Raw genomic sequence first — 13357 nt, 5'->3', positions numbered from 1 at the left:
ACCAGTCAAACCTTGACTACCAGAATTAACCTGTTTCTTTTATAGCATCCGGTATAGCATCCGGTATCTTCCTGGCCCTTTGGGGCTTACACGGCATTAGTTGTCCACTATTCTTGTTTATTTTCGGCATTCACTAGCGGAAATTGCTCAGCGACACACGAGCTAAAATCTAATTAGCTGTCTCTCGCATCTAACTATTTGTCAATTAAACAAGGTGTACAGATAATCCAAAGGAGCATGAAACTTCTTCCATTGTTTACGGACTGTTTCGGTGAAACTTTCTTCAAGTGAGTAACCATAAACACGATGGTTTGAAAAACCATTGATCGCAGCGATTGCCAGCGCAGGACCCAGAGGAGCGATGTTTTTCAATAAATGTTTTGAGTCCAGTTGTGAGTGTTGCAGCATCATAAGTCCAATGATTTGTGCTCCGGCTAGCAATCCGACGAAGGCTCCAACACAGACTTCCGGAACTATGGGGACGGCTGAGACCAGAGTGACAAGTGTGATTCCTTCGAAGATTAAATTTGAGCGCTCAGCAGACATCATTATGGCTGCGGCTATGGCTGCAGCTAATGATCCAGCTATGGCTCCGGCTTCGGCCAGTGCTTCTGCTCCTGCCTCGATTCTATCAGTATCGTCTGAATTAAGTGTTGAAAAAGAGCTTCTTGTAAATATTCTCTCCGTCAATTCAGACGATATCAGGTAAGCACCAATCGCTTGCGCCGTTGTAAAACCTCCGGCGAGCGTAGCGTCGTAGACTACTACCCCGACCATCAGACCCACCATTGATGACAACATAGTATATTCACTACGGAGATAAACCAAAGTTTGGGTCGTGCCTCTGTCCTGCTGCCTTAAAGCCTGGATGGCATAGGTTCCGGCTACCGTTCTTACAACGACCTCATGGGTAAAGTATGCCGCAGTGACAACGGGTATAAGAAAAGGAGGATCGCAGGTAGTGTATGTTTTGTAACCAACGTATGCAGTTCCCGGAAATCGCAGCGGCTGCCACCAATCCAGCTCAAGGGGCCAGGCCGATACGCGTCCGGCTAATGCAACCTCAGTGGAAGTGATAACGGCTGAAAGTTGATAACAAAAAAGTGATTTAAATTTTTGCAGCTCATTTTGCTCTGTGCCAGACGGATCAGAGCGACCCGCAAGTGCAGAGACCAGCTCGGGTGATCTGCAGAGGCTGTACCAGAATCCGTAACTGATCACGGTGGAAACGGCCAGCCCGGAACCACTACTGAACAGTTTCAGGCTGTCTTCGACTAACGATGCATTATTATTGTAGTGGCTTAATAAGTTAAATTGCTCTTCTCTGGTTAAGCTTGAATGAGCGACCGAACACAAAGATAATAAGCACGAAAATAATGGTATTAGTCTAACGGACATTTTCATTCTTCGTGTCCATAATCAGGGTAAATGAAACTGATGTGTTGCGAGCATTTCCTGTTTTCTCAGGATCCTATTTATAGAACAGCAATGGAATTTTCGCCAACCATTGAGTGGTTCCCGGGTTCAGGAAATAAAGTGTCCAATGCAACTTGCTGATGGTAAAAGGTATGACAAAGATGGTGCGATTGACTTCACTCTGTCAATGAAACAAGGTGTACAAGTAATCCAAAGGAGCATGAAATTTCTTCCATTGGTTCTGGGCTGTTTCGGTGAAACTTTCTTCAAGTGAATAACCAAAAACAGCATGGTTTGAAACGCCATTGATCAGAGCGAGTGTTAATGCAGGAGCCAGGGTAACAGCGACGTTTCTCATTAAATGCCTTGAGTCCAGTTCCCGGCTTTGTTGCAATAGAAATTGCAAGAGTACGGCTCCGACTGTCATTCCGACTTCGGCTTTAAGTCCAATAAAACTGTCTATGTGTCCAATTTCAGATTCAGGACTGGCCAGGGTTATGGTAACAAGTGTGTTTACTTTCAAGAATAGATCTGATCTGCACCAAACAGCCATGGCTCCGCTTATGGCTACAGCCATTGTTCCCGCTATGGCCCCGGTTCCGGCCGCTGCCATGGTTACTGCTTCTTCCACAACTGCATGACCACTGCCTGAGTCAAGAACTAAAAGAGAGCTTAATGTTGATATTGTCTTCATCATTGAAGCAGATATCATGTAAGCAAAGGCTGCTTTCACAGGTGATAATCCTATGTCGAGCATCTTTTTATAGACTATTGCCCCGACCATCAGGCCAGCGATTGATGACAACAATTTATATTCAATACGGGCATAATTTAGCGATTGTGTTGTGCCTGTGTCCTGATTCCTTAGAGTTCGGATGGTAAGGGCTCTGGCTAAGGTTCTGGCCACTACCTCATGGGTAAAGTAAGCCGAAGTCACTATCGCAACACGATAAGGATCCTGGTTTGTGTATGTTTGATAACCAACGTATGCTGTTCCTACAAACTGCAGTGGCTGCCACCATGGCAGCTCAAGGGGCCAGGGCGATATGTGCCCGGCTAAGGCAACCTCAGTGGAGGTGATAATGGCTGCAAGCTGGTTACAAAAAGATGATCTGACCTCTTGTAACTCATTTTCGTCAGAGCCTGACAGGCCAAAGCGACCCGTAAGGGGAGATATCAGCTCGGGTGATTTGCAGATGCTGTACCAGAATCCATAATTGATAACAGTAGAAACTGCGAGCCTGGAACTGCTGGTCACCAGTTCCAGGCTATCTTCAACTAAGGATGCATTATTATAGTGGCTCAACAAGTTAAATTGTTCTTCTTTTGATCTGCTTGAATGAGCGACTGAACATAAAAATAATAAGCACGAGAAGAGTATTGTTAGTTTACCGAATGTCTTCATTATTGAAGTCCTTAATTGGAGTAACTGATTTGTTATAAGACCAGTCAAAGCTTAACTGTCCGAATTAATCTGTTTCTTTTATAGCATCCATTATGAGGTTCAGGGGCGACAGATCTATGTATACACCGCGCTTTAGAGAGGAATATTAATAAAAGTGGCTGAGTGCTTTTGCTGGTTCGTTATTCAAAGAGAAAAGTTAAACTCAATCCGCTGCTTCCCGAAGCATTCAAAGCAACTTGAGCAGGTTCAGAACCTGCTCACTCCTGTTGAATCTTTTTACACTTTGTTGTTTTTAAACAGGATTACAAAGTTGTTGCCAATGACTTTAACCGTTGGCTATCTCTCGCTTCAACTATCTGTTAATTAAAAAAGCTGTACAAATAATCCAGGGGAGCATAAAATTTCTGCAATTGGCTACGGGCTGTTTCGGATAAACTTTCTTCAAGTGGGTAACCATAAACGACATTGTTTGAAACGCCATTGATCAGAGCGATAGCCAATGCAGGAGCCAGGGAAATCGCAAGATTGCTTAATAAATGCCTTGAATCCAGTTTTGACCTTTGCAGCTTCTGAAGTTCAATGATTCCCGTTGAGACTGCTGTCCCGGTTACCAACCCGGCCAAGATTTTGTAATCAACTGCAGTTCCCCTCATCGGAAAAGCCGTGGCCACGATGGCAAGAGTGATAAAGTTAGTGAACTGATTAAGTGAGTTCCCAACCCACATGTATCCGGACATGGTTGTGGCAAATGACCCAGCTAAGACTGCGTTTCCAGCCAGGCTTTCTGCTTCTGCCCCTGTCCCGACAAAATCAAAAGAGCCTGAATTGAGTGCTGAAAAAGAGCTAATGGCTAATATTGTCTGTGTCAATGTAGCGGAGATAATGCAGGCAAAAGCAGCTTTTACCGCTGAAACATCTTTGGCAAGCATCTGTTCGTAAACGATAGTACCGACCATCAATCCAGCGAGTGTTGACAACATGGAATATTCTCTGCGAGCATAATCCAAAGGCCAGACTGTTCCCTGATTCCTTAAAGTTTGGATAGCAGCGGCTCCTGCTACTGTTCTCATCACTACCTCGTTGGTAAAGAAAGCCAAAGTTGTTAAAGGTACATGATAAGGCTCCTGTTGAGTGTATGCTTTATATCCAATGTAGGCCGTTCCCATGTATCGCAGCGGTTGCCACCAGGGCTGCTCATGGGGCCAGAGCGAAAGTTGTCCGGCTAAAGCAATCTCAGCAGAGGTAATAACGGTTGCGAGTTGATTGCAAAAAGATGATTTGATTTCTTGTAACTCAATTTCTTCTGTGCCGGACAGGCCAAAGCGGCCTGCAACGGCAGAGACCAGCTCGGGTGATTTGCAGATGCTGTACCAGAATCCGTGATTGATCACGGTGGAAATGGCCACCTTGGAAGTGCTACCAACCAATTTCAGGCTGTCCTCTACTAATGATGTATTATCGTAATGGCTCAATAAGTTGAATTTTTCTTCTTTCGATATGTCTGAATGAGCTCCAGGGCATATAAATAATAAGCACGAGAAAAGCGGTATTAGTTTAGTGAATGTTTTCATTATTGATGTCCTTAATTAAATTTTCTGGTTTGTTATAAGCTAATGACACGTCAAAAAATACCTGCCAGAATTAATCAGTTTCTTAAATTAAATCCAGCATGAGATTCTTGAGTGACAGATGCTCTCTATATGCCCTCCTTTGGCTGACCTTAATAGTTGTAAGAACTTGTTTGTCATACAAATGAACCAGTGTTGCTGTTACTGGCTCTTTGGGCTTTTCTGTCTGGATAGTTCTTCATAGTACAGCATTGGAGTTGTCTCCACTCATTATCATAATTAATTCTTCTGGTGTCTGACCTGAAAGAAATATTCACCCGGAACCAAAAAAGTTTTTTCAGAAATAAGTGGACGTGCGTATTAGTCAAAGCCGCTAGCAGCCTGTCTGACTTAAGCGTCCGCAGTAGGACAGTCTTAAGTCCGACAGGCTGCTAGGGCGCTTTTATTGAATCGTTCAAACGAAGAAAAGTCAGCTGACATTTAAAGTCATTCAGACGCATTGCGAGGAGTTCATAGTAACTCAAAAAGTTTCAGAGTCTGCTTATTCTTTTCGTAAGACAGTCAGCCGGGTTGAGCCAGTTATTGTCAATTAAATATGGTGTACAAATAATCTAAAGGGTCATAAAGTTTCTGCAATTGATTACGGGCTGTTTCGGATAAACTTTCTTCAAGTGGGTAACCATAAACTGCATGGTTTGAAAGGCCATTAATCAGAGCGATTGACAGTGCAGGTGCCAGGATAACAGCGGCGTATCTCGGTAAATGCCTTGAGTTCAGTTCCCGGCCCTGTTTCCAGAGAAACACCTCGAAAATGGGCCCGACGAAGCTTCCGGCTATGGCGCTAAAATAGACTCTGTATCCAACTTCAGGTATAGAGCGAGTGAAGATGCTAACTGCGGTTAGAGTCAAGACAAAATTTGATCTGCTCCTAACATGGCCGGTTAAGATTGCGGCTGTGGCCATTGACCCAGCTAAGGCCCCGGCCCCGGCTAAGGCTGCTGTTCCTGTATCGTTTTTATTGCCAACGCCTGAATTTAACGCTGAAAAAGAGCTAAATGATGATATTGTCTCTGCCAATATAGAAGATAACACGAAAGCAAAGATTGCATTCGCAGGTGTATAACCTCTGTCGATTGCCTTGTCATAGGCTATCATGCCAACGATCGTGCCAGCGATTGATGACAACATGGTATATTCACTACGGGCATAATCCAAAGATTGGATTGTATCATTGCCCTGAGACCTTAAACCCCTGATAGCATGGGCTCCGGCAAATGTTCTTGTTATTATCTCATTGGTAAAGTATGCGAAGGGTGTTATGGCCGCAAGATGAGGTACCTCTTCAGTGCCTGCTTGATAAACACTGTATGCTGTTCCTGCAAATCGCATTGGCTGCCACCAGGGCGGCTCAACGGGCCAGGGCGATATGTGTCCGGCTAAAGCAACCTCAGCAGAAGTCATAAGCGCTGCGAGTTGCTTACAAAAAGATGATCTGATCTCTTGTAACTCATTTTCTTGTGGGCCTGACAGGCCAAAGCGACCCGCAAGGGCAATGACCACCTCAGGTGATCTGCAGATGCCGTACCAGAATCCATAATTGATCGCGGTAGAAACTGCCAGCCCGGAACCGCTGGTTACCAGTTTCAGACCGTCTTCAACTAAAGATGCGTTATTGTAGTGGCTCAATAAGTTGAATTGTTCTTCTCTCGATACGTCTGAATGAGCGGCTGAACTTATAAATAATAAGCATGAGCATAGCGATATAACTTTAATAGTTGTTTTCATTGTCTATGTCCTTATTAAGTGTGACTGATTTGTTATTAGTAAATGACCAGTCAAACCTTAAATACCAGAAGCATCCTGTTTCTTTAATTACATCCGGTATAAGGGTTATAAGTGGCAGATGCTTTATATTCACCCTCCTTTGGCTGAACTTTCCAGTTAAGAAACCTGTTTGGCACATGCAGGAACCTGTCATGCGTTCTCAGCACTACGGGCTTTACTAATTCAACAGGAATTTATAGTACAATAATGGATCTTTCGCCATTTATTGTCAGGAGTTGACTGTTCTGCCAATGCCCATTGATAGTCTCCCGAATCAGCTATCTGTCAGTTAAACAAGGTGTGCAGATAACGCAAAGGAGCATGAAATTTCTGCCATTGGTTTCGGATAGTTTCTGTCAAACTTTCTTCAAGCGTGTGACCATAAAGAATATTCTTTGAAAAACCATTCATCAGAGCGATTCCCAATGCAGGAGATATGGTAACAGCAATGTTTCTCCATAAATGGTTTGAGTCCAGAACGAAGCTTTGTATCACCAGAAGATGCTTGTATCCGGTTCCGGCTATGATTCCGGCAAGCACTGCGTCTTTGGCTATGAATTGAAACTTGGTCATAGATATGAACAGCTTGGCGAATGTGATTAGGGACGCGTAAACATCTGATGACAACCCAACAGTTGCGACTCCGGTTATGCCTGTGGCTAGTGAACCCGTTATGGCTCCAATTCCGGCTAAGGCTTTTGCTTCTGCCTCGACTGAATCAACAGCGCCTGAATTATGTGCTGAAGAAGAGCCTATTGCTAATACTTGCTCTATCAATAAAGCCGATATCAGGTATGCAGAGATTGCATCAAAAGTTGTAGCTCCTCTGCTGACCATCCTGTTATAAGCTGCTGTCCCGACCATCGTGCCTGCCATTGTTGACAAGAAGGAATATTCACTACGGGCATAATCTAAAGGTTCGATTTTGCCTCTATCCTGATACCTTAAAGCACGTGCAGCGTAGATTGCGGCTACCGTTCTTGCCATTACCTCATGGGTTAAGTAAGCAGCAGTCGTTATGAGCCCATAATATGGATCCTGGTCAGTGTACACCAGATAACCGCTGTATGCTGTTGCTACAAACCGCAGCGGCTGCCACCAGGGTGTCTCAGGCGGCCAGAGCGATACGTGTCCTGCTAATGCAATCTCAGTGGAAGTGACAACAGCTGCGAGTTGATTGCAAAAGGAAGATTTGAACTCCAGTTGCTCATTTTGCTCTGTGCCTGACAGATCGGAGCGACCCACAAGGGCAGAGATCACTTCGGGTGATCTGCAGATGCTGTACCATAATCCATAATTGATCACGGTGGAAATCACCAGCCCGGAACTGCTGGTTGCCAGTTTCAGGCCATCTTCAACTAACGTTGTATTGCTGTAGTGGCTCAATAAGTTTAATTGTTCTTGTTTTGATAGGCCCGAATAGGCGATTGAACATAAAAATTGCAAGCACAAAAACAGTGGTAGTGATTTACCGGATGCTTTCATTATTTATGCCCTTAATTCGGGTAGTCGGTTTTGATATAAACAAAATACCAGACTGACCCTACCTATCGTGAGTACACAGTTACTTTGATTACATCCAGCATAAATACCTAACCAGTTGGTTTCGCATATTCTGGACGGCGGCTTTTTCCACCCTTCTGCGTTCCAACTCTGGTTGCGTAGCTATGGCTACGCGCCCGTCGTCGCGCCTTGTAGAATGAAAAAATCCACTCGCCAGAATATGCGAAACCAACTGGCCAGGTACTTAAGGTTCATGGGCGACAGATGCTTTATATGTCCCCCTGGTTTGGCTTATATTTCTGTTGCGAAAAGCTGATCGGTATGCACTGGCAGCCTGTAATGCGCCAGCTTTTGGCCACTTCTGTTTTTCAGAAGGATTTATAGTACAGCAATGTCATTTTCTCCATTCATTGGCATGAGGCTGAGTTGCTCAAGCATAGAAAAAAGTCAGCTGACATGTAACTTTGCGAAGCGTTCAGAGCAGCTCGAACAGATGCAGAACCTGCTGATTGCGGGCAAACCTTTTTACGCTATTCTCGCTGTCAAACAGGATGACAAAGTTAGTGTCGTTGACTTCAATGACTTTACCCTTCCCGAAAATGCTGTGTTTCAACCTCCGGTTAAGTTGCCATGGGGCATTTTCCGGTACTTCCCTGCGTAAGATGTTTTGTCGTGCTGACAGATAGGCCGGACTGTGAGACGAAGCGGAAGGCTTTGAGCGATGCTTTTCTGCCAGTGAAGGGATGGTTTCAATCCTTTGTGCCAGGTTCGGCTTTATTGCCTGAAAGTATCGACGTGCTGCTTTACTCAGGCCATTTTTCTTGAGTTGGTTGACCAGTTCATCCTCTGAGGCCTGGTTGAGTGACTGGCAAACGGATTTGACGTGAGGGACCTGCATCTCTTTCAGGAACTGGCTGATCTGTTGTGAGCCGTTATCCATCCAGCTTTTGGCTTTGGGCTGGAGAGATCCGTTGCTGGTAAACAGGTAGAGTTTTTCTCTGGCACGGGTCATGGCTACGTAGAGCAGTCGACGTTCACTTTCCAGATCTTCGCTGCTGCCCGGGGTCAGTTCATCTTCTCTTTTGAACGGCCAGTATTTTGAGGTCAGTCCCGGAATCAATACTGTCGACCATTCCAGCCCTTTAGCCCGGTGGCAGGAGCTGATCACGATCTGTTCGGTTCCGTGAGCGGTCTTTTGTCCCGAGGTTCTGGATGGTGTTTTCTGTTTGGATCTCAATTCATCCAGATGCAGGCAGCTTTCCCTGACGGTCAGGTTCATTTTTCTCAGATAGCTGAGGAATCCATCGATGGCCAGCAGTTGCTCTTCCGTTCTCTGATCATTAAGGCTCATGGATTGCAGGCTTTCCCTGAGCTCTGTGCGTTGAATGTAGCCTTGCAGTAATTCAGCAGCAGGTTGCTGATCGGATGTCTTTTCCAACGACTGTAATATCTCACCCCTGTCGTAAAGCTTCTGACGCTGATAATCACTGATTCCTGAAACTTTGCTGGCTAGCAGACCCAATTCTTTTCCCCATTGCTGATCCTGTTCCTGAAGGCGGGCAACCAGTTGTTTTAACAGGGCTGCTTTAACGCCCAGGTGAGGGAGGGTAAACAGCGAAGTCAATATCTCGGAACGAACGGCAGGGTTCAGGTGCTGCAACTCGCCTGAGGCCATTCTGAGGGCTGCGATCAAGGCTGATATTTCAGGACGGTCAAATAGGGAAGGGCCTTCACACTGGTAAGACAGACCGTTTGCCAGCAGTCTCAGCTCCAATGGGACGGATTGTGCCCAGACCCTCAAAAGCACAGCAATCCGGGAGTCGGAGTTGGAAATATGTTGCTGGATAGTGGCCAATACCCGTTCGGTATCTTCGCCTGCCCCTTGCGAGATTGAGATACTCGAATCCGGGTTGTCCGGGTGGGCAATACAGATCACATCTTTTCTGTTTTTGTTACGACTGATCAAGTGACTGGCTGCCATGGCGATCTCGTGGCCATAGCGAAAAGTATGAGGCAGAGTCAACTCATGAACGGCATCGGTGCTGGCGTAATCGGCTTCGAAATGCCGGAGAATATTCTGGATATTGGCTCCGGCAAATTCATAAATGGTTTGATCTGGATCGCCCACGGCAATCATTTTTGCCCGTTCACCAGCGATGATACGGGTCAATCGGTGTTGCAGGGTCGAAGTGTCCTGATATTCATCTACTATGATTCGATCTATTTTGTTGGTGATGCGGGGGATGACATTCGGGTTGGCTTCTATCAAACAGACTGTGTCGTACAGCATATCCGTGAAGGTTATTCTTTGATGCTGGTGGCGCCACTGTTCAAAGGCCTCAAAGAGTTCCACCAGAAATCGAAAATAATCAGGATAGTCTGCCTGTTCCAGAACTTCGCAGGGGGCGTTAAGACTGGCTTTAACGTTATCGATAAAACTGCTGGCCACTTCAATGTAACGGGCGCTGTCTGCTTTGATCCGGTCTTGCAGTACGTCAGGTGCCAATGCCAGCAGCAGTTCCCGGACTTTCAGTTCGATCTCTTTCTCTGTCAGGGGGCGGTGATTGTAGGTCGCTCTCAATCCCCAGCCTTCCAGCGACTTCAGAAGTTTCAGGCCTGTTGAGTGATAGGTCCGGACTATCGGAAGTGTCGGCCACTGTCGACAGCGCTTTCGAAGCTTGCGGGTAAAGTCCAGCTGGGCTGATTTGTTAAACATCATGACCATGATGCGTCGGGGAGGAACCCCCTGGTTCAGCAACTCATGAATGAGAAAGGAGAGGGTGGTGGTCTTACCTGAACCGGCCACGGCTATGCAAAGGGCATGTCCATCTACATGCCGGGTTACCCTCTGTTGAGGGCCGGTCAGTTCCATACAATCAATACGCCAGTGGGGATCTATCGGACAGAGTAATCATAGTACCAGATAATGGTCTCAGGAGTGCATACTTATGAATACTTTATCGAACCAGATTTTCTACAGGCTTCACACCTTTCAAAACTGAAGATCAAAACGCAGGTCTAATCCCGAGGCTTCAAAGTCGCCATCGCCGATTCCGTCATAATAGGCTGAACAATAAAAACTGACACCGTTGCTGCTGTAGAGGTTAATGCCGGTCTTGAGCATTGCTCTAAAACCCTCACCAGCCAGGCCGGATGAACCGGACGGAACTGGTGCAGAGTTTTTTTGTTTGAAGGTCCAGATTCCCTCAAACGTGAGAAAGGGTGACAGACGAGTGTCCGTGGACATTTTGAAGTCTTTTCTGACCGTTGGTCCAAACTGAAAAACGCCGGTTTCGACTTCAACCGAAGAAATGGCTACGTTCAACGAATCCAGATAGTCATCACTTTTTTCCTTGTAGTAGGACAGTCTTGCCTCTGGCGTGATTCGAGTTTCCTGTATCTGCCAGGTTCCGATCAGCGCAGCAGTTGCGAGCCAGCGTTCAGAATCAAACGAATCCCGATAGGTGCCAAAGGGTGAAATCCTGTTCTCTACTTTACCCCAACCAGCACGGGCATCGACATAGAAATTGTCTGACAGCTCTGTGGTCAAATACGGAGAGACCAGAAACCCAACACCTTCTGCTTCACTACCAGGGACTAAATACTCTAAGTCCGTCCAGTCACCCTGAACGGAAAGACCAACAAGAAGCTTTGGCTGGAACAAATAATCCATACCAATATGAAGAACTCCGAAACTGCCATCACCTTCTTTGTAATTGAACCTGCTGATTTGTCCCTCGGTCCAAACGTCGAACTTAAACGGGATCTCAGAGTTGGCTGCAAGCATAATCTGTTTGCCAACTGCGGTTGGGAATTGTGGTCGAGGGTCTGGATTTTCGAGAGAGCGATGAAAGTCATCCAGAGACAGCCCTGTTTTTGAAACTGAGGACGATCTACCGACCCGCTGGTCAGACCCTAATGTCGCGATTAATACATCGATATTTGCAAGAACCTGCTGAAGATTAGCGTGTAAACCAGGTGAGTACGCATGCGAATGCGCATTGCTTCTGCTGTAGGCAAAACTGACCCGATCTGCTCCGAGGCGCGCTGAGAATGGCAAGCTCCCGGCATTGAATGCAAAGCCGAAACCTTCGATGCCAGAAGTTCCTGGCATGCTATTTTCCAGTCTGTTGATGCGCCGGACGACATCGGGTTGGTGTTGCAGGATCAGCCTGGACCGCGCCTCCAGAAATTGCTCTATCTGATGCGTTGTGGCGCGCCGCGAGTCCTTCACATCAATCGTGCAAACAATCGATTCCGCAGAGGTAAGCAAGAGCGTACCAGTTTGTTTTTGTACGTCCAGAACGCCTGAGGGATTGTCGCATGTAGCACCTTCTACCCCGATACCATCCGGTGCCGAAAAGTTTATGGGATAACTGCCGGGAGGCAAAGGAATGGCTCCGGAACTGCCCGATCCGGATTTGACCGGAATGGCAGTGTTCAAGTCAGGAGCTGACGACCGAATAAAGAAAGTACCGTCGACGTCAGACCGGATCACAAGTGTTATTGAGCCAAGTGGTGAAGCCGAGACGATTACATCAAAGCTACAGGTCGCGACGTTACCCGCATGATCTGTTGCAGTATCCGTAAGGGTCGTTACTCCCAATGGAAAAGCGCTTCCGCTGTTTAAGCCGGCAGTAGGGCTCGATGTTTGTGTTGGTGTCACCGGGCCATCTTCATCGTCTGTTGCAGTGGGTGATGTAAATGTTACGACGGCTGAGGTCTCACCTGCTGGGGCGGTTTTGTATATGTTTGAAGGAACCCCCGAAAAAACGGGTGCGGTCTTGTCAACATGTGGTGAAGTCGTAACGACCACACCAAAACTGTAGGCCGCTATGTTACCCGCACGATCTGTCGCGGTATACGTAAGGGTCGTTACACCCAGTGGAAAGGCGCTTCCGCTGTTCAATCCGGGAGTAGGGCTGGAGGTTAGTGTTGGTGTCACCGGGCCATCGGTATTGTCTGTTGCAGTGGGTGACGCAAACGTAACGACGTATGACGTCTGTCCCGCCGGAGCGGTTACGTAGATGTCAGAGGGAACCCCCGAAAAAACCGGCGCAGTAATGTCAAATCTGCCACCATTTGCGACAAATGGCGTTATCTCCTCCGAGCCAGAAGGGACCGAGAAATTCAAGTTGACAATTTGTCCGTTGTCCTGAATGTAGTCGTGATTGATAGTGCAAGAGCCGAGGTCTGGATTGCATTCGTAAAAGAAGCCCGGTCTGAAATGGGTAGGTGCGACGCAACCTTGTCCCGCGCAGCTGCCTGAATAGTCGGAGATATTAAAATTGGGCACACCTGCTTCACCAAAGCCGATAAAAACCCGCTTGCTTTGCAAACGATTGATGACAGAAAACCCGTTGTTCGGATGTGCAGCCCCATTGAAAATGCAACTACTGGGTGATGTCGTGTAATCTCCTTCGGCCAGATCACCAAAGGAAGGTAGTCTTGGACAGGCTACCTGGGCCGTCGAAATCCGGGGTTCTAATAATCCAATTAAGGTGAGAAAGGCGAGTACCAGAAAGCGTTCTGAACAGTATCCCATGATGAGATCCAATTCTTAAGAAATCATTTAGTGGACAGAATCAAGTTGTCTTTCATTACATCAGAATATCATCAACATCAGATTCTAGTCAGAGAG

7 protein-coding genes are annotated in these 13357 nt (G+C 46.6%); all 7 read right to left on the bottom strand.

Features of this window, described 5'->3' with window-relative positions; genetic code table 11:
- Nucleotides 1-201: 201 nt before the first annotated feature.
- The 7 genes from ACOMHB_RS15375 to ACOMHB_RS15345 all read right to left on the bottom strand — a co-directional run bounded on the left by ACOMHB_RS15375 (nucleotide 202) and on the right by ACOMHB_RS15345 (nucleotide 13261).
- The gene (locus ACOMHB_RS15375; RefSeq protein WP_448217261.1) at nucleotides 202-1356 is read right to left on the bottom strand and encodes a hypothetical protein; all 1155 of its coding nucleotides are present in this window, start codon (nucleotides 1354-1356) and stop codon (nucleotides 202-204) included.
- A 244-nt stretch (nucleotides 1357-1600) separates the two neighbouring features.
- The gene (locus ACOMHB_RS15370; RefSeq protein ID WP_448217260.1) at nucleotides 1601-2725 is read right to left on the bottom strand and encodes a hypothetical protein; all 1125 of its coding nucleotides are present in this window, start codon (nucleotides 2723-2725) and stop codon (nucleotides 1601-1603) included.
- Nucleotides 2726-3180: 455 nt separating this feature from the next.
- Nucleotides 3181-4392, bottom strand: coding sequence for a hypothetical protein (locus tag ACOMHB_RS15365; protein WP_448217259.1), 1212 nt, complete (start codon nucleotides 4390-4392; stop codon nucleotides 3181-3183).
- A gap of 582 nt (nucleotides 4393-4974) precedes the next feature.
- Nucleotides 4975-6174: a hypothetical protein gene (locus ACOMHB_RS15360; protein WP_448217258.1), complete on the bottom strand. Its 1200-nt coding sequence runs from the start codon at nucleotides 6172-6174 to the stop codon at nucleotides 4975-4977.
- A 324-nt stretch (nucleotides 6175-6498) separates the two neighbouring features.
- Nucleotides 6499-7698 carry a hypothetical protein gene (locus tag ACOMHB_RS15355; RefSeq protein ID WP_448217257.1) on the bottom strand — a complete coding sequence of 400 codons (1200 nt, stop codon included), beginning with the start codon at nucleotides 7696-7698 and terminating at the stop codon, nucleotides 6499-6501.
- Between the two features lie 493 nt (nucleotides 7699-8191).
- Nucleotides 8192-10588 (bottom strand): ATP-dependent helicase, encoded by a 2397-nt coding sequence (locus ACOMHB_RS15350; protein WP_448217256.1) that lies wholly within the window; start codon nucleotides 10586-10588, stop codon nucleotides 8192-8194.
- Between the two features lie 120 nt (nucleotides 10589-10708).
- Nucleotides 10709-13261, bottom strand: a complete 2553-nt coding sequence (locus ACOMHB_RS15345; RefSeq protein WP_448217255.1) for an HYR domain-containing protein — start codon at nucleotides 13259-13261, stop codon at nucleotides 10709-10711.
- Between the last annotated feature and the right edge of the window lie 96 nt (nucleotides 13262-13357).

Source organism: Endozoicomonas sp. 2B-B (assembly GCF_053470045.1).
This window is presented reverse-complemented; position numbering and strand designations above follow the sequence as displayed.